This window comes from Streptomyces spinosus (assembly GCF_020400655.1).
Taxonomy (GTDB): domain Bacteria; phylum Actinomycetota; class Actinomycetes; order Streptomycetales; family Streptomycetaceae; genus Streptomyces; species Streptomyces argyrophylli.
Genome location: NZ_JAINRC010000008.1, coordinates 118,938 through 145,618 on the forward strand (window position 1 = coordinate 118,938; position 26,681 = coordinate 145,618).

At 71.6% G+C, this 26,681-nt stretch carries 27 protein-coding genes; 17 read left to right on the top strand and 10 right to left on the bottom strand.

The annotated features are described in order from the left end of the window. The first annotated feature begins 116 nt into the window (after positions 1–116). Together LG395_RS16735 and LG395_RS16740 are read left to right on the top strand one after the other, a co-directional pair. Positions 117–1,556, top strand: a complete 1,440-nt coding sequence (locus LG395_RS16735) for an RDD family protein (RefSeq protein WP_225810294.1) — start codon at positions 117–119, stop codon at positions 1,554–1,556. A gap of 65 nt (positions 1,557–1,621) precedes the next feature. Beyond that, the gene (locus LG395_RS16740) at positions 1,622–2,329 is read left to right on the top strand and encodes an RDD family protein (RefSeq protein WP_171155792.1); all 708 of its coding nucleotides are present in this window, start codon (positions 1,622–1,624) and stop codon (positions 2,327–2,329) included. A gap of 18 nt (positions 2,330–2,347) precedes the next feature. Here the strand turns inward: LG395_RS16740 and LG395_RS16745 are convergent, their stop codons facing one another. Next, positions 2,348–2,584 (bottom strand): hypothetical protein, encoded by a 237-nt coding sequence (locus LG395_RS16745; RefSeq protein ID WP_171155794.1) that lies wholly within the window; start codon positions 2,582–2,584, stop codon positions 2,348–2,350. 361 nt (positions 2,585–2,945) lie between these two features. Between LG395_RS16745 and LG395_RS16750 the strand changes: the two genes are divergently transcribed. Next, positions 2,946–5,303 carry an immune inhibitor A domain-containing protein gene (locus LG395_RS16750; protein WP_225810295.1) on the top strand — a complete coding sequence of 786 codons (2,358 nt, stop codon included), beginning with the start codon at positions 2,946–2,948 and terminating at the stop codon, positions 5,301–5,303. A 121-nt stretch (positions 5,304–5,424) separates the two neighbouring features. Next, positions 5,425–5,745, top strand: coding sequence for a hypothetical protein (locus LG395_RS16755; RefSeq protein ID WP_171155796.1), 321 nt, complete (start codon positions 5,425–5,427; stop codon positions 5,743–5,745). Positions 5,746–5,760: 15 nt separating this feature from the next. On the opposite strand, the gene LG395_RS16760 is transcribed toward LG395_RS16755, so the two are convergent. Beyond that, positions 5,761–6,354 carry a nicotinamidase gene (locus LG395_RS16760; RefSeq protein WP_171155797.1) on the bottom strand — a complete coding sequence of 198 codons (594 nt, stop codon included), beginning with the start codon at positions 6,352–6,354 and terminating at the stop codon, positions 5,761–5,763. A 95-nt stretch (positions 6,355–6,449) separates the two neighbouring features. Further along, positions 6,450–7,796 (bottom strand): nicotinate phosphoribosyltransferase, encoded by a 1,347-nt coding sequence (locus tag LG395_RS16765; protein WP_171155798.1) that lies wholly within the window; start codon positions 7,794–7,796, stop codon positions 6,450–6,452. Positions 7,797–7,853: 57 nt separating this feature from the next. On the opposite strand from LG395_RS16765, the gene clpS reads away from it, so the two are divergent. From clpS to LG395_RS16800, 8 genes are all read left to right on the top strand, one after another. Next, positions 7,854–8,171: an ATP-dependent Clp protease adapter ClpS gene (clpS, locus tag LG395_RS16770; protein WP_171155799.1), complete on the top strand. Its 318-nt coding sequence runs from the start codon at positions 7,854–7,856 to the stop codon at positions 8,169–8,171. Positions 8,172–8,181: 10 nt separating this feature from the next. Next, a complete protein-coding gene (locus LG395_RS16775; RefSeq protein WP_225810296.1) occupies positions 8,182–8,787 on the top strand; it encodes a DUF2017 domain-containing protein in 606 nt (201 codons plus the stop codon). Positions 8,788–9,117: 330 nt separating this feature from the next. Then, positions 9,118–10,536, top strand: a complete 1,419-nt coding sequence (locus LG395_RS16780) for an amino acid permease (RefSeq protein ID WP_225810297.1) — start codon at positions 9,118–9,120, stop codon at positions 10,534–10,536. Between the two features lie 190 nt (positions 10,537–10,726). After that, positions 10,727–11,149, top strand: a complete 423-nt coding sequence (locus LG395_RS16785) for a M67 family metallopeptidase (RefSeq protein ID WP_171155802.1) — start codon at positions 10,727–10,729, stop codon at positions 11,147–11,149. Between the two features lie 79 nt (positions 11,150–11,228). Then, the gene (locus LG395_RS41675) at positions 11,229–11,324 is read left to right on the top strand and encodes a putative leader peptide (RefSeq protein WP_309550412.1); all 96 of its coding nucleotides are present in this window, start codon (positions 11,229–11,231) and stop codon (positions 11,322–11,324) included. 88 nt (positions 11,325–11,412) lie between these two features. Further along, on the top strand, positions 11,413–11,691 hold the full coding sequence (locus LG395_RS16790) for a MoaD/ThiS family protein (RefSeq protein WP_014672988.1): 279 nt from the start codon (positions 11,413–11,415) through the stop codon (positions 11,689–11,691). Between the two features lie 17 nt (positions 11,692–11,708). Next, the gene (locus LG395_RS16795; protein WP_171155804.1) at positions 11,709–12,659 is read left to right on the top strand and encodes a PLP-dependent cysteine synthase family protein; all 951 of its coding nucleotides are present in this window, start codon (positions 11,709–11,711) and stop codon (positions 12,657–12,659) included. A gap of 137 nt (positions 12,660–12,796) precedes the next feature. Beyond that, on the top strand, positions 12,797–13,258 hold the full coding sequence (locus LG395_RS16800; RefSeq protein ID WP_171155806.1) for a hypothetical protein: 462 nt from the start codon (positions 12,797–12,799) through the stop codon (positions 13,256–13,258). A 31-nt stretch (positions 13,259–13,289) separates the two neighbouring features. Here the strand turns inward: LG395_RS16800 and LG395_RS16805 are convergent, their stop codons facing one another. Continuing rightward, complete coding sequence (locus tag LG395_RS16805; protein ID WP_171155808.1) at positions 13,290–13,748, bottom strand: type II toxin-antitoxin system PemK/MazF family toxin; 459 nt, start codon at positions 13,746–13,748, stop codon at positions 13,290–13,292. Positions 13,749–13,986: 238 nt separating this feature from the next. On the opposite strand from LG395_RS16805, the gene LG395_RS16810 reads away from it, so the two are divergent. Beyond that, complete coding sequence (locus LG395_RS16810) at positions 13,987–14,739, top strand: MBL fold metallo-hydrolase (protein WP_171155810.1); 753 nt, start codon at positions 13,987–13,989, stop codon at positions 14,737–14,739. 61 nt (positions 14,740–14,800) lie between these two features. On the opposite strand, the gene LG395_RS16815 is transcribed toward LG395_RS16810, so the two are convergent. Beyond that, complete coding sequence (locus LG395_RS16815; protein WP_171155811.1) at positions 14,801–16,066, bottom strand: PTS transporter subunit EIIC; 1,266 nt, start codon at positions 16,064–16,066, stop codon at positions 14,801–14,803. A 157-nt stretch (positions 16,067–16,223) separates the two neighbouring features. Then, the gene (locus LG395_RS16820; RefSeq protein WP_225810298.1) at positions 16,224–17,525 is read right to left on the bottom strand and encodes a PTS transporter subunit EIIC; all 1,302 of its coding nucleotides are present in this window, start codon (positions 17,523–17,525) and stop codon (positions 16,224–16,226) included. Positions 17,526–17,680: 155 nt separating this feature from the next. Here LG395_RS16820 and LG395_RS16825 point away from each other — a divergent pair, with 155 nt between their 5' ends. From LG395_RS16825 to LG395_RS16835, 3 genes are all read left to right on the top strand, one after another. Next, positions 17,681–17,914, top strand: a complete 234-nt coding sequence (locus LG395_RS16825; RefSeq protein ID WP_014672981.1) for a PTS sugar transporter subunit IIB — start codon at positions 17,681–17,683, stop codon at positions 17,912–17,914. 78 nt (positions 17,915–17,992) lie between these two features. After that, positions 17,993–18,727, top strand: coding sequence for a ribonuclease PH (rph, locus tag LG395_RS16830; RefSeq protein ID WP_225810299.1), 735 nt, complete (start codon positions 17,993–17,995; stop codon positions 18,725–18,727). Between the two features lie 115 nt (positions 18,728–18,842). After that, the gene (locus tag LG395_RS16835) at positions 18,843–19,235 is read left to right on the top strand and encodes a DUF8711 family protein (protein ID WP_171155816.1); all 393 of its coding nucleotides are present in this window, start codon (positions 18,843–18,845) and stop codon (positions 19,233–19,235) included. A 22-nt stretch (positions 19,236–19,257) separates the two neighbouring features. Here LG395_RS16835 and LG395_RS16840 read toward each other — a convergent pair whose 3' ends face one another. The 4 genes from LG395_RS16840 to LG395_RS16855 are packed head-to-tail and all read right to left on the bottom strand — an operon-like array spanning position 19,258 to position 22,592. Further along, a complete protein-coding gene (locus LG395_RS16840) occupies positions 19,258–19,911 on the bottom strand; it encodes a DUF1707 SHOCT-like domain-containing protein (RefSeq protein WP_225810300.1) in 654 nt (217 codons plus the stop codon). Positions 19,912–19,920: 9 nt separating this feature from the next. Beyond that, on the bottom strand, positions 19,921–20,925 hold the full coding sequence (locus LG395_RS16845; RefSeq protein WP_372463378.1) for an ABC transporter ATP-binding protein: 1,005 nt from the start codon (positions 20,923–20,925) through the stop codon (positions 19,921–19,923). Positions 20,926–20,935: 10 nt separating this feature from the next. Next, a complete protein-coding gene (locus LG395_RS16850) occupies positions 20,936–21,790 on the bottom strand; it encodes an ABC transporter permease (RefSeq protein ID WP_225810430.1) in 855 nt (284 codons plus the stop codon). A 1-nt stretch (position 21,791) separates the two neighbouring features. Beyond that, entirely contained in the window at positions 21,792–22,592 is an 801-nt protein-coding gene (locus LG395_RS16855) for an ABC transporter permease (protein WP_171155823.1), read from the bottom strand. 1,260 nt (positions 22,593–23,852) lie between these two features. Between LG395_RS16855 and LG395_RS16860 the strand changes: the two genes are divergently transcribed. After that, complete coding sequence (locus LG395_RS16860) at positions 23,853–26,672, top strand: transglycosylase domain-containing protein (RefSeq protein WP_225810431.1); 2,820 nt, start codon at positions 23,853–23,855, stop codon at positions 26,670–26,672. Positions 26,673–26,681 lie beyond the last annotated feature (9 nt).

Genomic DNA, 26,681 nt, shown 5'->3' on the forward strand with positions numbered 1-26,681 from the left:
AGCCTCGTACGGCGTTGCCCACAAAGGGGTGGGTCCGGCGGGACTGGCGGTGGCGGATGCCCGGGTCTGATAGATGTGGAGGCCCCCATCCCACGAGCAGATACGGGACGACGGACATGAGCGCCCCAACCCCGGCCCCAGGCGACGACCGGCCCCGCGAGGGCTACTACCCGGACCCGTCCATCCCCGGCTACGTCCGGTACTGGAACGGCGCCTCCTGGGTGCCCGGCACGAGCCGCCCGGCGCCGGAGAACGGTGAGCCGCTCACCCCGCCCCCCGGCGCCCGCCCGGCGCCCCCTTCCGTGGAGGAGACGGGCCCTCACTTCTTCGACGAGGACCCGCCGGACGGGGAGCAGCCGGGCGGCGCGCCGGACCGGCAGGGCGGTCGGCCCGTCCAGGGTGCGCAGGGCGCGCCGGGCGCGCAGTGGGGCCGGCCCGGTGAACCCCGGGGCGTCGACCCGCGGCTGCCGGCCGAGTCCTCCGACGGCCGTGCCACCGCCCGGACCGACGGCACCGCGGCCATTCCGCCCGCGCGGGACGACCCCCACGACCCCGGCACCTTCATCTTCCGCCGCCCGATTCCCGGCCCGGCGGCAGCCGACCGCACCGACGACGGCACGATGACCTTCCGCCCGGTCCCGCCCGCCCCGCCGGGCCCGTCCGGCACCGACAGCGGCCCGGCCGGCTCCGGCGCGCAGGGCCCGGCCGGCGCGCCCGCGCACTCCGGCTTCGGCGCCGGAAAGGCCGCCGCGGCCCGCGCCGCCGCCGCACAGACACCCCCGGCGGCCCAGGGCCCGCAGGCGCCGTCGATCCCGCAGCCGGCCGCCGCGCCCCAGCCCTCCCCGGCCGTCCCCCCGCCCGCCCCGGCCCCCGCGGCGCCGTCGGTGCCGCATCAGGCGGGTCCGGGTCAGGCCGGTGCCCCCGCCACCCCGCTGACCAGCGGACCCGGTGGCGGGCAGACCTCCTGGGCGCAGCAGGTGCACCGGCTGGCCGGGGGCGGGGACGACCAGCCCGTGGCGCCGTGGAAGCCGCCGGTGGAGGACCTCTTCCAGGCCGCCGCGCGCCGGCAGGCCGCCGCCCGCCCCGCCGGACTCGGCAAGCGGTTCGCCGCACGCCTGATCGACCTGGTCGTCATCGGTGCCGTGACGGCCGCCGCCGCGGTCCCGCTCGGCGTCCGGGCCGTGGACCACGTCCAGCGGAAGATCGACGCGGCCCGGCTCTCCGGCCACGAGGTCACGGTCTGGCTGGTGGACGGCACGACCGGTACCAGCCTCGGCATCGTCCTCGCCGTACTGCTCCTCGCCGGTGTCCTGTACGAGGTGCTCCCCACGGCCAGGTGGGGCCGCACCCTCGGCAAGAAGCTGTGCGGGCTCGAGGTCCGCGACATCGAGGGGCACGAGCCCCCGGCGTTCGGCGCGGCACTACGCCGCTGGCTGGTCTTCAGCGTGCCGGGCCTGCTGGCCGTCGGCATCGTGGGCGTGCTGTGGTGCCTGTTCGACCGGCCCTGGCACCAGTGCTGGCACGACAAGGCGGCCCACACCTTCGTGGCCGGCTGAGCGCGCGTACTCCGTCCGGCCGTCTGCCGGATGCGCGGCGGCGATCTTCGGGTTCCACTCGGGCCATGAGCAGTGAACCGCCCCCCGGCTCCGGAGAGCAGCCCCCCGAGGACGACCCCTTCAGGAAGCGGCCCCCCTCGGACCAGGGCTCCGGCTCGCCGTACGGCGCCCCGTACGGCGGCGCCCAGCCCCCTCCGCCCGGCGGCGGCGCGGGCGGTCCTTACGGCGGCGGCCCCTACGGCGGTGGTCCGGGCGGTCCTTACGGCGGCGGTCCGGGCGGCGGCCCCTACGGTCCCGGCGGCTACCCGGCCGACCCGCTGGCCGGCATGCCCCCACTGGCCGACAGCGGCAAGCGGACCCTCGCGCGCATCATCGACATGATCCTGGTCGGCATCGTCGTGCTGCTGCTCACCTGGGCGTTCGGGGTGAGCGCGTACACCATCGACAGCGAGCGCGCGGAGGTCGGCAGGTCCCTCGCCCAGTCCGTCATCGCGGCCGTGCTCTACATCGCGTACGACACCTTCATGATGGCCAGGTCGGGGCAGACCCTCGGCAAGAAGTGGCTCGGCCTGCGGGTGGCCAACCTGGACAACGGCGCCACCCCCTCCGTGCAGACCATGCTGATCCGCTCCCTGGTGCTGTGGGTGCCGTTCGCCTTCTGCTGCGCCTGCGTCTGGACGGCCATCTCGGGAGGCTGGAGCTTCTTCGACAAGCCGTACAAACAGGGCCTGCACGACAAGGCGGCCAAGACGGTGGTGGTCAGCACCGGTTGAGCCGCCTGCCGGGAGCCGTCACAGCGTCGTGGGCACGCGTTCCTCCTCCGCGACGGGCTCGGCGGACGCCCGCTCCGCGCGCACCCCGGGGGCGGGGACCGTCAGGGCGACCAGCAGGCCCAGCGCGAGTGCCGCGAGGGCGATGACGGCGACCCCGACACCCGAACTCGTCTGGGACAGCAGCAGCATGGCGAGCGTCGAGAAGATCACGGTGCAGGAACCGTAGGCGAGCTGTGCGGCGGTCGGACGAGGCATGGCAATCGTGTCCTCGGCAGTCATCGGAAGTCGGGGGTGCCACTCTGTTGGCCTGCATGCCCGAGCGGGACGCCTGGTAAGCGTGACCTAACCCACGGTACCGGTGCACAGGGGGCGCACGGAGTCACCGTCCCGGCCAAACGGGCGTTCGTCCGCGCCCGTTGGCGTCGGCGACACGCGTCCGTAAAGCGAACGCCACCTCCGCATAGTGCACTTGTCCTGCTCAAGTCAAGGTCTGTTTTTTCAGCTAAACCTCTAGTCAAATGTCGTCACTTGACTACACGCGTTGATCGTGCGCGCACGGATTCCTCCATAACCCGGAACCCTCTGTCCGTGTGCGCGGCGCGGGGGAGGAACTCAAGTGACCAGCAGATCCTGGACGTTCAGAGCGGCGGCCATCGGTGTGACGCTCGCGGCGGCCTCCGCCACGTTCGCCACCTTCGCCGTCGCGGAGGCGAGCACCCAGGCCCGGAGCGCCGTCGCCAACCGGCACGACCCGGCTCCGGTGAAGCAGCGCACGCACGATTTGGACGGCCCCCTGAGCAAGACCCAGGAGGCGCAGCGCAAGGAGGCTCTGAACCAGCTCATATCGGGCAAGGCCACCGCGAAGGAGCGCAACGGCTCCAAGGTCGTCGAGCTCAAGAGCCGCAAGGGCCGGAGCAAGTACGTCGAACTGGGCCGCGAGAAGACCGACAAGATCTTCACGATCCTGGTGGAGTTCGGTGACAAGACCGACCCCAAGTTCGGCGGCACCGCGGGCCCGCTGCACAACACGATCGCCGCGCCGGACCGCAAGAAGGACAACTCGACGGCCTGGCAGAAGGACTACAACCAGAAGCACTTCCAGGATCTCTACTTCGGCACCGGCAAGAAGACCGAGTCGCTGAAGAAGTACTACGAGAAGCAGTCCTCGGGCCGCTACTCGGTCTCCGGCGAGGTCTCCGACTGGGTCAAGGTCCCCTACAACGAGGCCCGTTACGGCAACAACGCCTGCGGTTCCACCAACTGCCCGAGCGTGTGGAACGTCGTCAGCGACGGCCTGAACGCCTGGGTCGCCCAGCAGAAGAAGGCCGGCCGCACCGACGCCGACATCAAGAAGGACCTCGCCCAGTACGACCAGTGGGACCGGTACGACTACGACGGCGACGGCAACTTCAACGAGCCGGACGGCTACGTCGACCACTTCCAGATCGTGCACGCCGGCGAGGACGAGTCCGCGGGCGGCGGCGCCCAGGGCACGGACGCGATCTGGGCCCACCGCTGGTACGCCTTCGGCACCGACGCCGGCGCCACCGGCCCCGAGAACAACAAGCTCGGCGGCGCGCAGGTCGGCGACACCGGCGTCTGGGTCGGCGACTACACCATCCAGCCGGAGAACGGCGGCCTCGGTGTCTTCGCCCACGAGTACGGCCACGACCTCGGTCTGCCGGACGAGTACGACACCGCCGGCGGCGACAACTCCACCGGCTTCTGGACGCTGATGTCCTCCGGTTCCTGGCTCGGCACCGGCAAGGAGTCCATCGGCGACCTGCCGGGCGACATGAACGCCTGGGACAAGCTCCAGCTGGGCTGGCTGAACTACGACACCGCCAAGGCCGGCAAGCAGTCCACGCACAAGCTGGGCGTCGCCGAATACAACACCTGGGACAAGCAGGCCCTCGTGGTGACCCTGCCGGACAAGGCGGTCACCACCACCATCACCGAGCCGGCGCAGGGCGCCACCCAGTGGTGGAGCGGCAGCGGCAACAACCTGAAGAACACGCTGACCCGTTCCGTGGACCTGACCGGCAAGTCCTCGGCGAGCCTCACCCTGGACGGCTGGTGGGCCACCGAGGCCGGCTACGACTACGTCTACACCGAGGTCTCGACCGACGGCGGCGCCAACTGGACCGCCCTGGACGGCACGGCCGACGGCCAGGCGCTGCCGGTCGACGCCAGCGGCAAGCCGGCGCTCAGCGGCTTCTCGCAGACGCACAAGAAGCTGGTGTTCCCGCTCGACGCCTACGCGGGCAAGAAGATCGACCTGCGCTTCCGCTACGCCACCGACGGCGGTGTCGCGGAGAACGGCTTCACGGCCGACGAGATCGCCGTGACCGCCGACGGCACCCCGCTGTTCTCGGACGACGCCGAGAGCGCGGACGCCGGCTGGACCGCGGACGGTTTCTCCCGCATCGGCGCGTCCTTCACCCAGGACTACAAGCAGTACTACATCGCCGAGAACCGGCAGTACGTGTCGTACGACAAGACGCTGAAGACCGGCCCGTACAACTTCGGCTTCGCGTCGCGCCCGGACTGGGTGGAGCACTACCCGTACCAGAACGGCCTGCTGATCTGGAAGTGGGACACCTCCCAGGCGGACAACAACACGAACGCCGCGAACGGCCACCCGGGCTCCGGTCTGATCCTGCCGGTCGACTCGCACCCCAAGGCGCTGAAGTGGACCGACGGCACGCTGCTGCGCAACCGCATCCAGGCCTACGACTCGCCGTTCAGCCTCTACGCCACGGACGGCATCACGCTGCACAAGGCCGACGTCGCGCTGAAGATCAAGGGTTCGAAGGGTGTCCGGGTCTTCAACGACCACACCAGCACCTACTACGACCCGTCGAACCCGACGGGCGGGGTGAAGGTCACTGACACCAACACCAAGATCACGATCGTCAAGGAGGCCAAGGACGGCTCCACGATCCAGCTCAAGGTCGGCCCCGCGGTGAAGTAGTCCGCATCACCGCAGGTCACAGGCGTATCGGCGGCAACCCCTTGGCGGGTTGCCGCCGGTCGTGTTTAGGTGCGTCCTGTGGACCGCTTATTGACACCGACCGGAACGGGGATGTGACCGCATGGCCGCTGGAGGCTTCTGCAAGCTGCCGAACGGCACGGTGGTGGTGGCGCTGAACCTGCCGTACGGCTCCGCCGGGGTGCGGGTTCTCGTGCACGCACAGAACCGGGCCCGAGCTCTGACCAGGCTCCGGAACCTGGGCCTGCGGGCGATCTACCTGCGGGGGAACGCCGAGCCTCCGACACCGGACGAGATCACGGCGGTCCTGCACCACCCCGACGGCCTGATATGGCGCACGGCCCCGGCCGACAACGGTGTCATGGTCACGGAGCTGTGGCATCCGATCCGGGCGCTGCTGCGCGGGCCGGCGGTGGCGCGGTGAGCCCCGGGCGCTGTCCTAGCCGCTCACCACGGGCTTGCCGGTGAGCTCCACGCCCGCTTCCCGCAGCTGCTCCAGGGCCCGCTCGGTGGTCTCGCCCGCCACCCCGGCCGTCAGGTCCAGCAGGACCTGCGTGCGGAAGCCCTCCCGCGCGGCGTCCAGGGCGGTGGCCCGTACGCAGTGGTCCGTGGCGATGCCCACCACGTCCACCTCCGTGATCTCCCGGGCACGCAGCCAGTCGGCCAGGGGGACGCCGTTCTCGTCCCTGCCCTCGAAGCCGCTGTACGCGGCCGCGTAGGCGCCCTTGTCGAACACGGCGTCCACCGCGCCGGAGGCGACGGCCGGGGCGAAGTTCGGGTGGAAGCCCACCCCCTCCGTGCCCGCGACGCAGTGCGCGGGCCAGGAGCGGACGTAGTCGGGGTTGTCCGCGAAGTGCCCCCCGGGCGCGATGTGGTGGTCGCGGGTGGCCACGACGTGCCGGTATCCGGTACCCGCCGCCTGGCCGATCAGCTCGGTGATGGCGGCGGCCACGTCGGCACCGCCGGACACCGCGAGGCTGCCCCCCTCGCAGAAGTCGTTCTGCACGTCTACGACGATCAAGGCGCGGCGCATGGTGGGTGTCCTTCGACTGAGAGTGAAGTAACTGAGCCTAGAGAATTCCGGGCTCCTGCGGGAGGGGGCGTCGAGGGGCGGAAGGGGGTCCCGCTCTAGCTACCCGAGCGCCCTTGGACGTACTCCGTCGGAATGACGGGTTCCCCCCTGGACAGCTGGATGGCGGAGAGCGGCAGGTTCGCTCGGGCCGCGATGTGCCGGTCCCGGGCCACGTCCAGCGGCTCCCGGGCGACCACCTCGCCGCCCTTGACCAGCTCCACCAGCAGCTGCCGGTCGGCCAGCTCGGCCGGGACCGCCCCGGTGCCGACGACCTCGGCCTCCGCGACCCCTTCCGCGTCCAGCCGCCGCGCCGCCCACTTGCGGCCCCCGATGGACGTCTTGCCGCCGCTGGACTTCTTCGCGACCGGCAGCAGCGGCGCCTTCGGGTCGGCGGACCCGGCGCGGGCGACCAGCTTGTAGACCATGGAGGAGGTCGGGTGCCCGGAGCCGGTCACCAGCTGGGTGCCGACGCCGTACGCGTCCACCGGCGCGGCGGCCAGCGAGGCGATGGCGTACTCGTCCAGGTCGGAGGTCACGACGATCTTCGTGCCGGTGGCGCCCAGCTCGTCCAGCTGCTGCCGCACCCGGTGGGCCACCAGCAGCAGGTCGCCGGAGTCGATGCGGACCGCGCCCAGCTCGGGGCCGGCCACCTCGACCGCCGTACGGACGGCCTCGGCGACGTCGTAGGTGTCCACCAGGAGGGTCGTGCCCCGGCCGAGGGTGTCGACCTGGGCCTGGAAGGCGTCGCGCTCGCGGTCGTGCAGCAGGGTGAAGGCGTGGGCGGAGGTGCCGACGGTCGGGATGCCGTAGCGGAAGCCGGCGGCCAGGTCGGAGGTGGTCGCGAAGCCGCCGACGTAGGCGGCGCGGGCGGCGGCCACCGCGGCCAGCTCGTGGGTGCGGCGGGCGCCCATCTCGATCAGCGGGCGGCCGCCGGCGGCGGAGGCCATCCGGGAGGCGGCGGCGGCGATGGCGGAGTCGTGGTTGAGGATGGACAGGATCACGGTCTCCAGCAGCACGCACTCGGCGAAGCTGCCCTCGACGCGCATGACCGGCGAGCCGGGGAAGTAGACCTCGCCCTCCGGGTAGCCCCAGATGTCCCCGCTGAAGCGGTAGTCGGCGAGCCAGCGCAGGGTCTCCTCGTCGACGATGTCCCGCTCGCGCAGGAAGTGGAGGACGCCGGAGTCGAAGCGGAAGTTCTCCACCGCGTCCAGGACACGGCCGGTGCCGGCCACCACTCCGTACCGCCGCCCGTCCGGCAGCCGCCGGGTGAAGACCTCGAACACGCTCCGTCGTTCGGCCGTACCGGCCTTCAGGGCGGCGCGCAGCATCGTCAGCTCGTACTGGTCCGTGAAGAGCGCTGTCGAGGGGACGTCCACCGGCAGCCCAAGGTCCGCTGTGTTCATGACGAGGAATCGTACTCCCTTTTCGTCGGTGTGACGATTTATGCGGGCCGTGGCAGCATGGGCTGTGTGACGTCACCCGCGCCCGTAGAGATCGAACGCACCGAGTCGGCGGAGGAGGTCTTCGCCGTACCCGAGCCCGACGTCCCCTGGGTCACCATCGTGCACAACGACCCGGTCAACCTCATGAGCTATGTGACCTACGTCTTCCAGACGTACTTCGGGTACACCAAGGACAAGGCCACCAAGCTCATGCTCGACGTCCACCACAAGGGCCGGGCGGTCGTCTCCAGCGGGACCCGCGAGGAGATGGAACGCGACGTGCAGGCGATGCACGGTTACGGTCTGTGGGCCACCCTCCAGCAGGACCGGAAGTAAACGCACCCAGATGCCCGGACACTTCGAACCGCTCCCCGGCGGCGGCGCGGCCGTCGCCCTCGACGACGTCGAGATCTCCATCATCCGGTCGCTGGCCGTCCAGCTCCTGGAGCTCGTCGGTCCCGGACCCGGCGCCGACGCCCCGGACGACCCGCTCGCCGAGCTGTTCGCGCAGGGGCCGAGCGAGCCCCCCGCCGACCCGGTGCTGCGCAGGCTCTTCCCGGACGCCTACAGCGACCCGGAGGAGGCCCCGGCGTCGTCGGCCGAGGCCGAGGAGCGGCGGGCGCACTCCGCCGAGTTCCGCCGCTTCACGGAGAACGACCTGCGCGCCGGCAAGCGGGAGAACGCCCTCGGGGTGATCCGCAGCCTCGACGCGCTCGCCCCGGTGGACGAGGGCGGGGCGGTGCTCAAGCTGTCGCCCGGCGAGTCCCGGCAGTGGCTCGGCGCCCTCAACGACCTGCGGCTGGCGATCGGCTCCCGGCTGGAGATCACCGACGAGGACGACACCGATCTGCTCTACCGGCTTCCGGACGAGGACCCGCGCAAGCCGATGGTCATGGCGTACCTGTGGCTCGGCGGGCTTCAGGAGACCCTGGTGACGACCTTGATGCCGTAGTTCGTACGGTTTCGCCCCCTCGGGCGCGTTCGCTCAGAGGACGCTCAAATCCGGATAACGATCCCGTCACCTTCGCAGCCGGTTTTGCCGCATTCGGGCGCTCTTTGTCCGCTTTTCCCTGTGTGATGCGCCACACCGCACCCCTGTGATCAGTATTGCGGCCGTGATAAATCTTCACGACCGCCCGGCCGACACCACCCATGTCCGGCCGGGTGCGCCACCGAGCCGACGACCGTCGGCCAGGCAGACAACTCCATCATCCGGGGGGATCGAGACCCGATCCGAGGCCGACGAAAGGCCCGGGTCGGCATGGAGAAAGGCGCACCACACATGACCTCTGAGAAGGTCACCACCACCCCTGAGGAGGGGTACGAGCGAGGGCTCGGCAGCCGCCAGGTCCAGATGATCGCGATCGGCGGCGCGATCGGCGTCGGGCTCTTCCTGGGAGCCGGCGCGAACATCGCCAAGGCCGGTCCCAGCCTCATTCTCATGTACGCCCTCGCCGGCGTGATCATCTTCTTCATCATGCGGGCCCTGGGCGAACTGCTGCTCTACCGCCCGGTCTCCGGCTCCTTCGCCGAGTACTCCCGCGAGTTCCTCGGCCCGTTCTTCGGCTACTTCACCGGCTGGACGTACTGGCTGATGTGGGTCGTGACCGGCATGGCCGAGCTGACGGCCGCCGCGATCTACGTCCACTACTGGTTCCCCGGCATCCCGCAGTGGGTGACGGCACTGGTCTTCCTCGTGGTCCTGTTCGTGGCCAACCTGATCTCGGTGAAGCTGTTCGGCGAGATCGAGTTCTGGTTCTCCATGGTCAAGGTCACGGCCCTGATCGGCATGATCGTGATCGGCCTCGGCGTGCTCACCTTCGGCTTCAGCGCCGCGGGCGACACCGCGCACGTGGCCAACCTGTGGCAGTTCGACGGCTTCTTCCCCAAGGGCATCGGCTCCTCGCTGATGACCCTCCAGGGCGTGATGTTCGCCTACCTCGCGGTCGAGCTGGTCGGCGTCACCGCCGGCGAGTCCGAGAACCCGGAGAAGACCCTTCCGAAGGCCATCAACACCCTGCCCTGGCGCATCGCGCTCTTCTACGTCGGTGCCCTCACCGTCATCCTGTGCGTGGTGAAGTGGACCGAGTTCGCGCCGGGCGTCAGCCCCTTCGTGAAGGCGTTCGCGGTCATCGGCATCCCGGCCGGCGCCGGCATCGTCAACTTCGTGGTGCTCACCGCCGCCCTGTCGTCCTGCAACTCCGGCATGTACTCCACCGGCCGCATGCTGCGCACCCTCGCCGACAACGGCGAGGCCCCGCGGGTCTTCTCGAAGCTGTCGGCCACCAAGACCCCCGCGCTCGGCATCACCGTCTCGGTGCTGTTCATGGGCATCGGCGTCGTCCTGAACTACGTCGTCCCGGAGAAGGCCTTCGGCTACGTCACCTCCGTCGCCACCGCGGCCGGCATCTGGACCTGGCTGATGATCCTGATCAGCCACGTCCTGTACCGCCGCGCGGTCGACGCGGGCCGGCTGCCCACCAGCTCCTTCCCGGCGCCCGGCGGCGCGGTGTGCTCGTACATCGCCATCGCCTTCCTCCTCTTCGTCACCGGCCTCATCGCCTACGACGCCGACTCCCGCGTCTGCCTGTACGTCATGGCGGTCTGGGCGGTCGCCCTCGGTATCGGCTGGCTGGTCCTGAAGTCCCGGACGCCGTCCATCGCGGACCGCCGCGAGCCGGAGTTCGAGCAGGTGGGCTGACCCCCGGAAGGAACCAGGGGAAACCCCCGCAAACCCCGGGGCGGACCCCCGCAAGACCCTCCGGAAAGGACGTCCGGTCGTCGGGAGCTCTCGTGGCGCCCCCGGCGGCCGCCGCTCAGGACGTCCGCCATGTGGGCCGTCCCGTACCACCCCTCGGTACGGGACGGCCCCTTTGCTTATCCTGACCCCCATGCTGACCATCACCCAGGCGCTCCACGACCAGATCGTCGCCCACGCGCGCGCGGACCACCCCGACGAGGCGTGCGGGGTGGTCGCCGGACCGGTGGGCTCCGGCCGCCCCGAGCGTTTCGTCCCGATGCTCAACGCGGCCCGCTCGCCCACCTTCTACGAGTTCGACTCCCAGGACCTGCTCAAGCTCTACCGCGAGCTGGACGACCGCGACGAGGAGCCGGTGATCATCTACCACTCCCACACCGCGACCGAGGCGTACCCCTCCCGGACGGACATCAGCTACGCCAACGAGCCCGGCGCGCACTACGTCCTGGTGTCCACCGCCGACACCGACGGCGCCGGAGAGTTCCAGTTCCGCTCCTTCCGCATCCTGGAAGGGGAGGTCACCGAGGAGGAGGTCAAGGTCGTCGAGGCGTACTGATCTCAGTACGCGGTCGGTTGAAGTCCGGGATGTGGAATCACACTCCGGAACCCGGACCGGGAATCGATACGATGAGCCCATGGTTCTGAACGACGTGAGCGAGAAGGCGCCGGGCACGCTGCTCGTGGCGCGGCTGCACGTCGACCTGTGCAGGCTGAACAGCGCCATCTGTTGACGTTCCCCGCCGCCGTACGGCCGTGAGCCGCGGCGTGCCCCGCCGCGTGCCCACACCTTCCGACACTTCCCGACAGGAGCCCGCAACCATGGCCATCGAGGTCCGCATCCCCACCATCCTCCGCCAGTACACCGACGGTCAGAAGGCGGTGGAGGGCAACGGGAGCACCCTCGCCGAGCTGTTCGCCGACCTGGAGTCGCGGCACGCGGGCATCCAGGCCCGCATCGTGGACGGCGACCAGCTGCGCCGCTTCGTCAACGTGTACCTCAACGACGAGGACGTCCGCTTCCTGGACGGCATCAACACCAAGCTGTCCGACGGCGACAACGTCACGATCCTGCCGGCCGTCGCCGGCGGCATGCGCTGATCGGTCACCGAGCAGCGATGCGCTACGACTCCCCGCTGGCCGCGGTGGGCAACACCCCCCTGGTGCGCCTGCCGCGGCTGTCGCCGTCCCCGGACGTGCGGATCTGGGCCAAGCTGGAGGACCGCAACCCCACCGGCTCGGTCAAGGACCGCCCCGCCCTGCACATGATCGAGCAGGCGGAGAAGGACGGCCGGCTGACCCCGGGCTGCACGATCCTCGAACCCACCTCGGGCAACACCGGCATCTCCCTCGCCATGGCGGCCAAGCTCAAGGGCTACCGGATGGTGTGCGTGATGCCCGAGAACACCTCGCAGGAGCGCCGTGACCTGCTCGGCATGTGGGGCGCCGAGATCATCTCCTCCCCGGCCGCCGGCGGCTCCAACACCGCCGTGCGCGTCGCCAAGGAACTGGCCGCCGAGCACCCCGACTGGGTGATGCTCTACCAGTACGGCAACCCGGACAACGCGGGCGCCCACTACGCCACGACCGGCCCCGAGATCCTCGCCGACCTGCCCTCGGTCACCCACTTCGTGGCGGGCCTCGGCACCACCGGCACCCTCATGGGCGTCGGCCGCTACCTGCGCGAGCACAAGCCGGACGTCCGGATCGTCGCCGCCGAGCCGCGCTACGACGACCTGGTCTACGGCCTGCGCAACCTCGACGAGGGCTTCGTCCCCGAGCTGTACGACGCGTCCGTCCTGACCACCCGGTTCTCGGTCGGCTCGGCCGACGCGGTCACCCGCACCCGTGAACTCCTCCAGCAGGAGGGCATCTTCGCGGGCGTCTCCACCGGCGCCGCCCTGCACGCGGCGATCGGCGTCGGCCGGAAGGCCGTCAAGGCGGGCGAGAACGCCGACATCGTCTTCATCGTGGCCGACGGCGGCTGGAAGTACCTCTCCACCGGCGTCTACACCGCGGCCACCACGGAAGAGGCCATCGCGACCCTCCACGGCCAGCTCTGGGCCTAGGGTCCTCCGTCCGGACCACGCCGGGCTCGCGGGGTGCCTGATCCGGCCTGGTCCGAACGGAAGGCCCCGGCGGCGGATCCGCTCGCTCCGGTGGTACGTCACATCCGTACCAGGACACCGGCAGAAAGGCGGACCCCATGCGCCGTACGACGCTCCTCGCCCCCGCGGCGGCAGCGCTGCTCCTCGCGGGCTGCGGCTCCCAGCAGGACACCGGGAGCAGTGACAAGGTGTCGGCGCCGGCCCGCACGGGCACGCCGTCGCCCGCCCCGTCCGCCCGCGACTGCACCGGTCACGTCGAGCTGACGGCCGCCGATCACGGCCGTACCGTCTGCGTGACCGAGGGCGGCGAGGTCCGGCTGACCCTGGACGGCACCAGGGCCCGCCCCTGGCGGCCGGTGGCCGCGCGCGGAGCGGGACTGGAGGCCGTCAACGCGGGCTTCGTACTCCAGCCGGGTGACGCCACGGCCGCGTACCGGGCGGTGGCCGCCGGCACGGTGGAGCTGACGTCGTCCCGCCCGCTGTGCGCCGAGCCGACCGCACCGGGCCAGGTCTCCTGCAAGGGCATCGAGGACTGGACGGTCACCGTGCGCGTGAGGTGAGGCGGAGCCCTCGGGGGGCGAGCCCGCGGAGCTAACCGGCCAGGTGCCGTACCTGGTCCCACAGGACCGGGTCGACCACGCCCACCCGGCGGCGGAAGCCGTCCACCGGGACCTCGCGCAGCTCGTCGGTCCGCAGGAAGCTGGGCCGCCCCTGGGTGTCGCCGACCGCGCCGGGCGGCAGCGGGATCACCCCGCAGCGCTCGTCGTGGTACTTGCTGGTGATCTTCGCGACGGTGGCCCGGTCGCCGCGCACGGCCAGTACCAGACAGGGCCGGTCCTTCGCCCCGGCCCGGTCCTCGTAGGGGACCTCCGCCCACCAGATGTCCCCGGGGCAGGGCCGCACGTCGTGTGCCGTCCCCCGGGCCGGGCGCCCCGGGGTCCGCAGGCGCCGGCCACGGGGCCGGTGACCGCGGCCCCAGCCGTCGACGAGCGTGGCGACCAGCGCGAGCAGTACCACCGCCGCGAGCGCCAGCCACCAGGACGTGTCCATACGACGACGTTACCGGCGCGCGCCGGACATCGCGCGCCCTCTTCCGATCCTGGTGCGCCCCGCTTCCAGCCGAACCGGTGACAGCACAGGTGAGTTCGCCCACAACGGCCCCTGGCGGAGGAGCGACCCGCGCTTTCGCGCCTTACGCTCGACGCACCGCACGACCCCCGACAGCCCCCGCCCCGCACGGGGTTTACGTCCCGCCCACCGGTTACCCGCCTACGGAGGTTTCTGCTTCATGAAGCTCACCGTCGTCGGCTGCTCGGGGTCGTTCCCGTCCGCGGAATCGGCCTGTTCGAGCTATCTCGTCGAGGCCGACGGCTTCCGGCTGCTCCTCGACATGGGCAACGGCGCCCTCGGCGAGCTGCAGCGCCACTGCGGTCTCTACGACCTCGACGCGATCTTCCTCAGCCATCTGCACGCCGATCACTGCATCGACATGTGCGCGTACTTCGTGGCGCGCTACTACCGCCATGAGGGCGGCCGGTGCGACCCCCTCCCGGTCCACGGTCCCGAAGGCACCGAGCACCGCCTGACCACGGCCTACGCGGACACCCCCTCCGCCTCCTCGATGAGCGAGGTCTTCGACTTCCACACGGTCAAGCCGTCCACGTTCGAGATCGGCCCGTTCACCGTGCACACCGAGCGGGTCCGCCACCCCGTGGAGGCCTACGCCATCCGGATCGAGCACGGCGGCAGGTCCCTGACGTACTCCGGCGACACCGGCGTCACCGCGGTGCTGGACGAGCTGGCCCGGGACACCGATCTGTTCCTGTGCGAGGCCGCGTTCACGCACGGCAAGGAGAGCATTCCCGACCTGCACCTCAACGGCCGCGAGGCGGGGGAGACGGCGGCCCGCGCGGGCGCGCGGCGGCTCGTCCTCACCCACATCCCGCCGTGGACCGACCCCGAGGTGAACCTGCGGGACGCCCGTGAGGTGTTCGACGGCCCGGTGCATCTGGCTGCGCCGAGACAGACGTACGAGATCTGACGTTCTGCGCAGACGGAAGGCCCCGGAACCGAGGAGGTTCCGGGGCCTTCCGTTCGCGTGGTTACTTGGCCTCTGCCTTCTGCAGTTCCGCCAGTTCCTCGTCCGACTCGCGGCCCGGGGTCGGCAGGTCGAACTTGGTGATCGCGAAGCGGAAGATCACGTAGTAGACCACCGCGAAGCACAGGCCGACCAGGACCAGGCCCCACGGATTGCTCGCGATGCCCAGGTTGAGGCCGAAGTCGACCGCGCCCGCCGAGAAGCCGAAGCCGTCCTTCATGCCCAGCGACCAGGTCAGCGCCATCGAGACACCGGTGAGGACCGCGTGGATCGCGTACAGGACCGGCGCGATGAACATGAAGGTGAACTCGATGGGCTCGGTGACGCCGGTGACGAAGGACGTCAGCGCCAGCGAGAACATCATGCCGCCGACGACCTTGCGGCGCTCCGGCCGGGCGCAGTGGACGATCGCCAGGCACGCGGCCGGCAGGGCGAACATCATGATCGGGAAGAAGCCGGTCATGAACTGGCCCGCGTGCGGGTCGCCGGCCAGGAAGCGCGCGATGTCACCGCTCTTGCCGTGGTACTCGCCCGCCTGGAACCACGGGAACGAGTTCAGCAGGTGGTGCATGCCGATGGGGATCAGCGCACGGTTGGCGACACCGAAGATGCCCGCGCCGACCGCGCCCGACTTCACCAGCCACTCGCCGAAGTTGTGCAGGCCCGTACCGAGGACTGGCCAGATGTAGCCGAAGACGATGCCGATGACGAGGCCCGCGAAGGCCGACAGGATCGGTACGAGCCGGCGGCCGCCGAAGAAGCCCGCCCAGTCGGGCAGCTTGGTGCGGTAGAAGCGCTGGTACAGCAGGGCCACCACGATGCCCATCACCACGCCGCCGAGGACCTTGGCGTCCACCGGGGCGTTCTGCATGACGACCTTGCCGTCGACGACGGCGGCCACCTTCGGCAGGTTCTTGTCGGTGAACGTGGCGAGCACGTTCTTGAAGACCAGGTAGCCGACGACGGCGGCGAGTGCGGTGGAGCCGTCCGACTTCTTCGCGAAGCCGATCGCGATGCCGACGGCGAACAGCAGCGCCATGTTGTCGAGGATGGCGTTGCCGCCGGCCGCCATGAACGACGCTATCTTGGTCAGGAAGGCCGGGAAGGACGCGCGGCCCAGCATGTCGGTGTTGCCGAGGCGCACCAGGAGGGCGGCGGCGGGCAGCACGGCGACCGGCAGCATCAGGCTGCGGCCGATGCGCTGGAGCACTGCCATCGCTCCGGCGCCCTTCTTCTTCTCGGCCGCGGGTGCGGTGCTGGCCGTGGTCACAAGTTCCTCCATCGGGCAAGGCGCCGCCCGGGAACCATGGAAGGGGACGGCAGCGTCTCTGGTCTACACCACCTGTGGTGTAGACCTGTTGTAGCACGATGAAGGCGGCGTAAGGAACCCGCGAATCCGCTACCGCGGCACTACGCGCTGTGCGCCGTCAGGCCTTGGTGACGTCCTCGACCTGCTCCGCCGGCTCCCGCCCCGGCGTCCTGAGGTCGAACCGCGTGATCGCGACGCGGAACACCAGGTAGTACACGGCCGCGAAGCACAGGCCGATCGGGATGATCGCCCACGGTCTCGTCGCCAGGTTCCAGTTGATCACGTAGTCGATCAGGCCGGCCGAGAAGCTGAAACCGTCGTGCACCCCGAGCGCCCAGGTCACCGCCATCGACACTCCGGTGAGCACCGCGTGCACGGCGTACAGGGCGGGCGCGACGAACAGGAACGAGTACTCCAGCGGCTCGGTGATGCCGGTCACGAACGACGTCAGCGCGACCGACAGCATCAGGCCGCCGACCTCCTTGCGGCGCTCCGGCCGCGCGCAGTGCGTGATGGCCAGCGCGGCGGCCGGCAGCGCGAACATCATGATCGGGAAGAAGCCCGAGGTGAACTGGCCGGCGTGCGGGTCCCCGGCGAGGAACATGTTGATGTCGCCGTGCACGGGCCTGCCGCCCGGCGGCGTGTACGTGCCGAACTGGAACCAGACGGGCACGTTCAGGAACTGGTGCAGGCCGATCACGAGGAGCGCGCGGTTGGCGACACCGAAGACGCCGGCCCCCCAGGCGCCCGCGTCCCGCAGCCAGCGGCCGAGGCTCTCCAGCGCGTCGCCGACCGGCGGCCAGACCCACAGGCACAGCGCCGCGAACACGATGGCCACGAACGCCATGATGATCGGCACCAGCCGGCGGCCGTTGAAGAAGCCCAGCCAGTCCACCAGCCGCGTGCGGTGGTACCGCGCCCAGAAGAAGGCCGCCAGCAGCCCCATCACGATGCCGCCGAACACCCCCGGATTCTGGAACGTGAACGGCGTCACCGCCCCCACCCCCGCGCCGGAACTCACCTGGCAGCCCACGTCCGGCACCGCGGTGGAGCCGCCCGGGCACCGCTGCGGGAACTGGTGCAGCACGCTGTAGTAGACGAGGAAGCCGGTCACCGCCGCCAGCGCCGTCGAGCCGTCCGCCTTCCTCGCCATCCCGATCGCGACCCCCACGCAGAACAGCAGGGGCAGGCCGAGCGAGCCGTCGAGGAGCGCGCCGCCCGCGCCCCTCATCACCTTCGAGACGCCCGTCCAGCCCAGACCGCCGGCCCCGAACACGTCGGGCTGGCCGAGCCGGTTGAGGATGCCCGCCGCCGGCAGCACCGCGATGGGGAGCTGCAGGCTGCGGCCCATCTTCTGCAGGCCCTGGAAGGCGCGGTGCCGACGGGCCCGGGCGGGACCCGCCGTACTCGGTGCACTCATGGGTTTGGCGACCTTCCCCACGGTGGTGTAGACCAGTCGACGGACGGTTCCGCTGTCGTGATCGCCATCATCCGGCACGGACGGCAAGACCGCTCGCGAAGATGGGCCAACTGTGGGTTACTGCGACAAAGCGGTTCGGAGCAGGGAGAAGGAACATGGCCAGCAAGGCTGAGAAGATCGTCGCCGGACTCGGTGGCATCGACAACATCGAGGAGATCGAGGGCTGCATCACCCGGCTGCGCACCGAGGTGTCCGACCCCGCTCTGGTCGACGAGGCCGCCCTGAAGGCCGCCGGCGCCCACGGAGTCGTCAAGATGGGCACGGCCATCCAGGTCGTCATCGGCACCGACGCCGACCCGATCGCCGCGGAGATCGAAGACATGATGTGAGCCCTCCCGGCTCACCCCGAAGGGGCTCTTCCCCCCACCGGAGGAGCCCCTTCCCCGTGTACGGCTAGGCTCGTCGCCATGTCTCGCATCGACGGTCGTACCCCCGAACAGCTCCGCCCGGTCACCATCGAACGCGGATGGAGCAAGCACGCCGAGGGCTCCGTCCTCGTCTCCTTCGGCGACACCAAGGTCTTCTGCACCGCCTCCGTCACCGAGGGCGTCCCGCGCTGGCGCAAGGGCAGCGGCGAGGGCTGGGTCACCGCGGAGTACGCCATGCTGCCCCGCGCCACCAACACCCGCGGCGACCGCGAGTCCGTCAAGGGCAGGATCGGCGGCCGCACCCACGAGATCTCCCGGCTCATCGGCCGCTCCCTGCGCGCCGTCATCGACTACAAGGCGCTCGGCGAGAACACCGTCGTCCTCGACTGCGACGTCCTCCAGGCCGACGGCGGCACGCGCACGGCCGCCATCACCGGCGCGTACGTCGCGCTCGCCGACGCCGTCGCCTGGGCCCAGGGCAAGAAGCTGGTCAAGGCCGGCCGGCAGCCGCTCACCGGCACCGTGAGCGCCGTCTCCGTGGGCATCGTCGGCGGGGTCCCGCTGCTCGACCTCTGCTACGAGGAGGACGTGCGCGCCGACACCGACATGAACGTCGTCTGCACCGGCGACGGCCGCTTCGTCGAGGTCCAGGGCACCGCCGAGGCCGCGCCGTTCGCCCGCGAGGAACTCGACGCCCTGCTCGGCCTCGCCGTCACCGGCTGCCGGGAACTCACCGCCATCCAGCAGGCGGCACTGACGGCCACGCGCGCGTAAAGAAGTCCCCAAGTCCGCGGGGCAACCCGGCGGACCCCCGTGACGTCCCTGTGGGTACGGGCGCACCGCTCACCGGCGTGCGCCCGGCCAGCCGTACCAGGGGAGGGACACCACCATGGCCGCCAGCCGACGCCGACTCACCGTTGTCGCCGCCGTAGCGACCGCCGCGCTCGCCGCCGGCCTCACCACCGGCTGCGACGCCGTGGACAAGGCGCTGGACTGCGTGCAGACCGCCGACGCCATCGCCGACAACGTCACCGGACTCCAGCAGGCCGTGGAGAACGCGGCGAACGACCCCTCCCAGGCCGACGCGTCGCTCGACTCCATCGACAAGAGCCTGCGGAAGATCGGCGACCAGACGGACGACGCCGACGTCAACAAGGCCGTGGACGACCTGCAGAAGGCGGTCGGCAACGTACGCACGGCCATCAGGAACGGGGACGCGACCCCCGACGTCAGCCCCGTGACGGACGCGGCCGGGGAGCTGACCAAGGTCTGCACGTCGTAGGCGCAGCCCCGGCGGGCCGCGCTCAGCGCGGCTTCTTCAGGCGTTTGCGCTCCCCGCGCGGAAGCCTGCGCTCCACGCCCACCCCGCCCCAGAAAGCGACCCCGCCGATGATCACGCGGGGCGCGCCCGGCTCGGGCGGGCCGTCGTCCCTCGGGTGCTCGAAGGCGCCCATCACACCGATACCGCGCACGACGACCTCGACACCCGGCGGCACGATCACCTGGACCCCGCCCATGATCACCACGCAGTGGATCTCGACCTCACCGGCGGCGAAGTCGGCCTCCCGCAGGTCGAGTTCGCCACCGCCCATGAACGTGAGGCAGGAGTACCGCCTCGGCACCGTCCAGCGGCCCTTGCGCTCGAACCCCGACAGGACCGCCACCGCGCCCCGCGAGGAGCCCTCCGCGCCGGTGATCCGGCCCGCCCGGCCACCGCCCGCCACCGGGGCCTTGACGAAGGAGACGGGCAGGACCGGTGCGGCGGCGCCGGCCACCGGCAGATCGCGGGTCAGCGGCGCCAGCTCGCCGTACGTCCGCGCCCGGTAGGCCGCCTCCAGCCGCTCGTCGAACTCCGCCATGTCGAGCCGGCCCTCGGCCAGGGCGTCCCGCAGGACCTCGGCGACCCGGTCGCGGTCGGCGTCGGACGCTCGGAGGTCCGGGACTGCGTCGTCGCTCATGCCGGCAGCCTACGAGACCGCCTTCTCCGCGTACATCCTGGCGATGACGGCCTCGATGTCCGGCTCCCGCACCGACAGGTCCACCAGCGGGTACCGGGCGGCCAGATGCGCCACGACCGGCGCCGCCGACTGCCCCGCCGGGAACGCCAGCCACTGCCGTGGACCCTCCACCCGCACCACCCGGGCCGACGGCACCTGGACCGGCGGCAGCTCCCGTTCCAGGTCCACCACCAGCGTCCGCTCGCTCTCGCCGGCCTCGTGCAGCCCCGCGAGCGCGCCGTCGTACACCAGCCGCCCGTGGTCGATCACCATCACCCGCGAGCACAACTGCTCGATGTCCTGGAGGTCGTGCGTGGTGAGCAGCACCGTCGTGCCGCGCTCGGCGTTCACCTCCCGCAGGAACTCCCGCACCCTGGCCTTCGACACGACGTCCAGACCGATCGTCGGCTCGTCCAGGTACAGCACGTCCGGGTCGTGCAGCAGCGCCGCCGCGATGTCACCGCGCATCCGCTGCCCCAGGGACAGCTGCCGCACCGGTACGTCCAACAGGGCGCCCAGGTCCAGCAGTTCCACCAGCCGGTCCAGGTTCTCGCGGTAACGGGCGTCCGGGATGCGGTACATGCGGTGCGCCAGCCGGTACGAGTCGATCAGCGGCAGGTCCCACCACAGCGTGGTCCGCTGACCGAACACCACCCCGATCCGGTGCGCGAGCCGCGACCGCTCCCGCGCCGGATCGATGCCCGCCACCCGCAGCCGCCCGGCACTCGGCGTCAGGATCCCGGTCAGCATCTTGATCGTGGTCGACTTCCCGGCGCCGTTCGGCCCGATGTACCCGACCATCTCGCCGCGCCCCACGGTGAACGAGAGCGAGTCCACGGCCCGCACCTCGTGCCGCTCCCGCCGCAGGAACCCGGTCCTGCGGCGCACCTCGAAGACCTTCTCGACCCGCTCCACCGCGATGAAGCCGTCCCCCGGGACGCCGTCCCGCGCGACGCCGTCGTCCCCTGTGATCACGTCACTCACGCTAGCTCCCTGTGCTGCGGTACGAACGAAGTCCCGCCCGCCAGGCCAGCCCCGCGAGCACACCGCAGGCGACCGCCACCAGCGGGGGCGTGAACGCGGTCCACTCCGGCAGGCCCAGCGGGTACGGCCGCCCGAGCACATGGGTCGCGGGCAGCCAGTTGACGAAGGCCAGCGGCAGCACGAAGGTCACCCCGCGCACCAGCTCCTTCGCGAACACGGTCGGCGGGTACTGCAGCAGCGTCGTACCGCCGTAGGTGAAGGCGTTCTGCACCTCCGAGGCGTCCTGCGCCACGAACTGGAACGCCGCGCCCGCCACGAACACCGCGCAGAAGATGCCGCAGCCGCTCACCACCATCACCGGCATCAGCAGCAGCCTGTCCACCGTCCAGTCGATGTCCACCCGCGTCAGCGACCAGCCCAGCACCAGCGCCCCCTGCGTCACCCGGCCCAGCCGCCGGAGCGCGAACCGGTCGGCCGCCACCTGCGCCAGCACCGGCGCCGGGCGCACCAGCAGGGTGTCCAGCGTGCCGTCCCTGACCCGCCGGCCCAGCCGGTCCATCGACCCGATCACCAGGTCCGCCAGCCCGAAGGAGGTCGCGGACAGGCCGTACAGGAACGCCACTTCGGGCAGCGGGTAGCCACCCAGGGCGTCCACCCGGGAGAACATCAGCATGATCGCGACGAAGTCGAGGAAGGTCGCCGCGAAGTTCCCGAACGTGGTCATGGCGAAGGACGCCCGGTAGGCCATCGTCGAGCGCACCCACATCCCCGCGATCAGCCGGTACGCCCGCACGCCCTCGGCCAGCCGGCGGACCGAACCGGACACCCGGCCGCGGTCCTGGCGGGGGACCCGGATCTCAGCCACCCTGCACCACCACCCGGCGCGTGGCCGCCGACTGCACCAGCCGCCCCGCCCCCAGCAGGGCCACCGCCCACGCGGCCTGGAAGAGATAGGTGGGCAGCGGGTCCGCGTGCCCCAGCAGGATGTCCGCCGGGCCCTGCAGCAGCGACGACCAGGGCAGCACCCGCACGACGTCACCGAGCGCCCCCGGGAACACGTTCAGCGGCAGCAGCATGCCCGAGCAGAAGACGCCCAGCAGCCACGCCATCTGCGCCACACCGGCGCCGTCCAGCAGCCAGAACGCGCTCAGCGCCACCAGGTAGCGGATGCCGAAACCGACCAGCATGGCCAGGACCACCGCGACGAGGAACGCCACCCAGGTGCCGGCGTCGGCCGGCAGGTACACCGGGAAGCACAGCGCGCCGAACACGAACGGGACCAGGCCCCGGCCCAGCAGCTGGAAGAACGCCCGGCCGAGGTCCGCCGCCAGCCACCACAGCTGGAGGTCGGCGGGCCGGTACAGGTCGATCGCCACGTCCCCCGTACGGATGCGTTCCATCAGCTCGTCCTCGACGCCGCCGCCCCCGATCGCCAGGGTCGACAGGAACGCCTGCCCCAGCCAGACGTACGTCACGGCCTGCGGCTGGTCGTACCCGCCCAGATGCGGCCTCGCGTCCCACAGGGCCCGGTACGTGTAGACGAGGATGAGACCGAAGACGGTGTTCGTGAACACCCCTGCCGCAGTGGCGGCCCGGTAGGTCGCGTACCGTCTGAATCCCCCTGTCGCCACGGCCGCGTACAACCGTCCCGCGCCCACGCCAGTCGACCTCCTCGGACCGCTCGACACCGAAGCGCAGGAGCCTAGTCCGGAGGCCCGGCGGCCGGCCACGCGATTTCCGGTCGGAAGCGTGCCGGAATCCGGGAACGGAACGCCAGGTGCGAGAGTCTTCAAACAGGGGGAGCGCAGAAGCGTACGAGGCGTACGGGAACGTACGACGCGAAACAGGAGTCCGTGCACGACATGAGCGACGAGCCGCAGCCGCAGCAGCCGAACGAAGGCGTGGCACCTGAGAAGCCGCTGCCGGCTGAAGGGCCCGGAAACCCGGGACGCCGCCAACCGAGCAGCGCACCACCGAATCCCGCAGGGGGCACCACGAACGACACCAGCGCACGCGCCGGGGGTCCCCTGAGGCGCGGCGACGGCGACCGTGCCGAGAGCGCCGGGAGGGGCGACGGTGGCCGGCGCGCCGGGGGCGCCCGCGACGGTGAGGGTGGCCCGCGGGCCGAGGGTGCGTCGAGCGGCGCCGGGGGCACCGGCAGCCGTGGCGGTGCCGGGCGCGCCGACGGTGCCGAGGGGTTCCCGCGTGCCGGCCGGACCGGGACCGCGGGGGAGCCGCGGCGCGGCGAGCGCGGGGCCGACGGCACCCCTGGCGCCGGTGCGAGCGTCCCGGAGGCGGCCGGACGTGGCACGGGCCGGACGGCCGGGACCGGCGACGGCCCGGCGGACGCCCCGTCCCGCCCCGGCTCGACGGGCACGTCCGCCCAGGACGGCCCCCGCCCCGGGGACGCAGCCGAACAGGACCGGGACCGGACGGCTTCCATCGCGCGAGCCCGCCAGGCGGCCCGCGCCCGCACGGAAGGGACGGCGGCAGCGGGAACCGCGGGAAACACGGCCTCCGGCGGCACCCAGGTGCCCGGCCGCGGCCCGGCCGCCGGTCGTGGTGCGGCGTCCGCACGTGGGCGGGAAGCCGCCGGCGGCCCGGCCGCCGAGCGTGGCCCGGGGTCCGGGGACGGCTCGGAGTCCGGCCGTGGCCCGGTGCCCGGTGGAGCGTCGGCAGGTGGTGCAGGCGCGGCATCCGGCCGCGGTTCGGAGTCCGGCCGTGGTTCGGTGCCCGGCCGGCGCGCGGAGTCCGGTGGCGCATCGGCGTCCGGTGACGGGCCGGTGCCCGGCGGGGCCGCGGCTGCCGACGGTGACAGCGCTGCCTCCGCCGCCAAGGACGGCTCGCGTGCCGGTGCGCCCGGTGGAGGCGGGAAGCCGGGCGGCTCCGGACAGGAGCCGCCCGCCGAGAGCACCCAGGTGCTCCGCCGTGTCACCCCGCCCCGCGGGCCGCGTTCCGGTGCCCGGCAGGAGGACGGCTCCGCCGCCGCGCCCGAGACCACACAGGTGCTGCGGCGGGTCAACGCGCCCCGCTCCGGCGAGAGCGCCGGTGAGCCGGACCCCACCCGCCGTACCCCTCCCCCCACCGTGCCCAGACCCGGCGGGGAGAACCGCGCCGCCCAGGCACCCGGTGCCGCCGCCCCCTCCTCCCCGGCCGCCGCCCGGGCCGCCCGCGCCGCCCGCGCGGCCGGCACCGCCGCAGCGGGAGCCGGTGCCGGGGCGGGAGCCGGTGCCCAGGCCGCCAAGGCCGCCGCCGCGTCGGCGACCGGCGCCGCAGCCGCCTCGGCCGCCGGCCCCGGCACCGATTCCCGGAACGCCACCGGCGCCCTCACCACCACCCTCCCCGCCACCGACGGTGACACCCCCGGCGGCAAGGGCAAGGGCAAGGACAAGAAGGGCAAGCGGCCCAAGCGGACCGGCTGGCGGCGGATCATCCCCACCTGGCGCATGGTGCTCGGCACCTTCTTCGTCGGCGTGCTGCTGCTCGTCGGGCTCTTCTTCGTCGGGTACTCCCTGGTGAAGATCCCCCCGGCCAACGCGTTCGCGACCAAGCAGAGCAACGTCTTCCTGTACGCCGACGGCTCACAGCTGGCCCGCGACGGCGAGGTCAACCGCGAGAACGTCACCCTCGCCCAGGTCTCCAAGGACGCCCAGCACGCCGTACTGGCCGCCGAGGACCGGGACTTCTACACCGAGTCCGCCGTCGACCCCAAGGCGATGCTCCGCGCCGGCTGGAACACCGCGACCGGCAAGGGAAAGCAGTCCGGCTCGACGATCACCCAGCAGTACGTGAAGAACTACTACCTGGCCCAGGAACAGACGGTCACCCGCAAGGCCAAGGAGTTCTTCATCGCGATCAAGCTCGACCAGAACAAGTCCAAGGACGAGATCCTGGAGGGCTACCTCAACACCAGCTACTTCGGCCGCAACGCCTACGGCATCCAGGCCGCGTCCCAGGCCTACTACGGCCGCGACGCCGCCGACCTCGACCCGGCCCGCGCCGCCTACCTCGCCGCGCTCGTCAACGCGCCCAGCGAGTACGACGTCGTCGCTCACCCCGAGAACCGCAAGGCGGCCGTCGCCCGCTGGAACTACGTCCTGGACGGCATGGTCACCAAGGGCTGGCTCAGCGAGTCCAAGCGCGCCGGCATGAAGTTCCCCATGCCGAAGGAGCAGACGGTCTCCACCGGCATGTCCGGCCAGCGCGGCTACCTCGTCGAGGCGGTCAAGCAGTACCTCACCGCGAACAACATCATCGACTCCGACCACCTCACGGCCGGCGGCTACCGCATCACCACCACCATCCAGAAGGACCGGCAGGACGCCTTCGTCAAGGCGGTCGACGACCAGCTGATGTCCAAGCTGGACAAGAAGAACCGCAAGGCGGACACCTTCGTCCGGGCCGGCGGCGCCTCCGTCGACCCCAAGACGGGCAAGGTCGTCGCGATGTACGGCGGCATCGACTACGTGAAGCAGTACACCAACGGCGCCACCCGCGGCGACTTCCAGGTCGGCTCCACGTTCAAGCCGTTCGTGTTCACCTCCGCCGTGGAGAACGGGTCCACCACCCAGGACGGCCGCGCCATCACCCCGAACACCGTCTACGACGGCACCAACCAGCGCCCCGTCCAGGGCTGGAACGGCGGCGCCTACGCCCCCGAGAACGAGGACCAGAAGTCGTACGGCCCGATCACCGTCCGCAAGGCCACCGACGCGTCGGTGAACTCGGTGTACGCGCAGATGGCCGTCGACGTCGGCCCCGCCAAGGTCAAGCAGACCGCCGTCGACCTGGGCATCCCCTCCGACACCCCGGACCTCCAGCCGTACCCCTCCATCGCCCTCGGCACCGCCACCGCCAGCGTCCTGGACATGGCGGAGGCCTACGCCACGCTCGCCAACCACGGCAAGCACGGCACGTACACCCTGGTCGAGAAGATCACCAAGGACGGCACCGACGAGGTCAAGCTGCCCGAGCGGCCGGCCAAGCAGGCCGTCAGCCGCGAGGCCGCCGACACCACGACCTCGGTCCTGCAGAGCGTGGTCGAGAACGGCACCGCCACGGCCGCCCAGGCCGCGGGCCGTCCGGCGGCCGGCAAGACCGGTACCGCCGAGAGGGACACCGCCGCCTGGTTCGCCGGCTACACCCCGGACCTGGCCACGGTGGTCTCCGTCATGGGCCAGGACCCGGTGACGGCCAAGCACCAGCCGCTGTACGGGGCGCTCGGCCAGCAGCGCATGAACGGCGGCGGCCCGCCCACCCAGATCTGGGCGCAGTACACGCGCGACGCGCTGAAGGGCAAGCCGGTGGGCAAGTTCGACCTGGAGCTCCAGCAGGGCGCCGACCAGGTCCAGGAGCCCCCCGCCACCAGCACCGCCCAGCCCGGCACCGACGGCGGCGGGAACGACGGCGGCGCCACGGCCACGCCGACGGACGGCGGTACCACCGGCGCGGCCACCCCGACGAACGGCGGCACCACGGGCGGCGGCACCCCGACGAACGGCGGCACCACCGGCGGCGGCACCCCGACCGACGGCGGAACCACCACGGACGGCGGCGCCACCACCGGCGGCGGCACCCCGACCGGCGGCGGAACCACCACGGACGGCGGCGCCACCACCGGCGGCGGGGACCCGACCGGCGGAGGCACGCCCACCGGCGGCGGGACTGCCGCGGGCGGCACACCGGGCGGCGGCACCACCGGGACGGACGGGGGCCCGGGAGGCTTCACCGGCACCTGACGCCTGACG

Excerpts from the sequence above, each read along its gene's own strand:
- LG395_RS16735 (WP_225810294.1), top strand. The coding sequence starts at position 117 with ATGAGCGCCCCAACCCCGGCCCCAGGCGACGACCGGCCCCGCGAGGGC.
- LG395_RS16740 (WP_171155792.1), top strand. The coding sequence starts at position 1,622 with ATGAGCAGTGAACCGCCCCCCGGCTCCGGAGAGCAGCCCCCCGAGGAC.
- LG395_RS16745 (WP_171155794.1), bottom strand. The coding sequence starts at position 2,584 with ATGCCTCGTCCGACCGCCGCACAGCTCGCCTACGGTTCCTGCACCGTG.
- LG395_RS16755 (WP_171155796.1), top strand. The coding sequence starts at position 5,425 with ATGGCCGCTGGAGGCTTCTGCAAGCTGCCGAACGGCACGGTGGTGGTG.
- LG395_RS16760 (WP_171155797.1), bottom strand. The coding sequence starts at position 6,354 with ATGCGCCGCGCCTTGATCGTCGTAGACGTGCAGAACGACTTCTGCGAG.
- LG395_RS16765 (WP_171155798.1), bottom strand. The coding sequence starts at position 7,796 with ATGAACACAGCGGACCTTGGGCTGCCGGTGGACGTCCCCTCGACAGCG.
- clpS (WP_171155799.1), top strand. The coding sequence starts at position 7,854 with ATGGGCTGTGTGACGTCACCCGCGCCCGTAGAGATCGAACGCACCGAG.
- LG395_RS16775 (WP_225810296.1), top strand. The coding sequence starts at position 8,182 with ATGCCCGGACACTTCGAACCGCTCCCCGGCGGCGGCGCGGCCGTCGCC.
- LG395_RS16780 (WP_225810297.1), top strand. The coding sequence starts at position 9,118 with ATGACCTCTGAGAAGGTCACCACCACCCCTGAGGAGGGGTACGAGCGA.
- LG395_RS16785 (WP_171155802.1), top strand. The coding sequence starts at position 10,727 with ATGCTGACCATCACCCAGGCGCTCCACGACCAGATCGTCGCCCACGCG.
- LG395_RS41675 (WP_309550412.1), top strand. The coding sequence starts at position 11,229 with ATGGTTCTGAACGACGTGAGCGAGAAGGCGCCGGGCACGCTGCTCGTG.
- LG395_RS16790 (WP_014672988.1), top strand. The coding sequence starts at position 11,413 with ATGGCCATCGAGGTCCGCATCCCCACCATCCTCCGCCAGTACACCGAC.
- LG395_RS16795 (WP_171155804.1), top strand. The coding sequence starts at position 11,709 with ATGCGCTACGACTCCCCGCTGGCCGCGGTGGGCAACACCCCCCTGGTG.
- LG395_RS16800 (WP_171155806.1), top strand. The coding sequence starts at position 12,797 with ATGCGCCGTACGACGCTCCTCGCCCCCGCGGCGGCAGCGCTGCTCCTC.
- LG395_RS16805 (WP_171155808.1), bottom strand. The coding sequence starts at position 13,748 with ATGGACACGTCCTGGTGGCTGGCGCTCGCGGCGGTGGTACTGCTCGCG.
- LG395_RS16810 (WP_171155810.1), top strand. The coding sequence starts at position 13,987 with ATGAAGCTCACCGTCGTCGGCTGCTCGGGGTCGTTCCCGTCCGCGGAA.
- LG395_RS16820 (WP_225810298.1), bottom strand. The coding sequence starts at position 17,525 with ATGAGTGCACCGAGTACGGCGGGTCCCGCCCGGGCCCGTCGGCACCGC.
- LG395_RS16825 (WP_014672981.1), top strand. The coding sequence starts at position 17,681 with ATGGCCAGCAAGGCTGAGAAGATCGTCGCCGGACTCGGTGGCATCGAC.
- rph (WP_225810299.1), top strand. The coding sequence starts at position 17,993 with ATGTCTCGCATCGACGGTCGTACCCCCGAACAGCTCCGCCCGGTCACC.
- LG395_RS16835 (WP_171155816.1), top strand. The coding sequence starts at position 18,843 with ATGGCCGCCAGCCGACGCCGACTCACCGTTGTCGCCGCCGTAGCGACC.
- LG395_RS16840 (WP_225810300.1), bottom strand. The coding sequence starts at position 19,911 with ATGAGCGACGACGCAGTCCCGGACCTCCGAGCGTCCGACGCCGACCGC.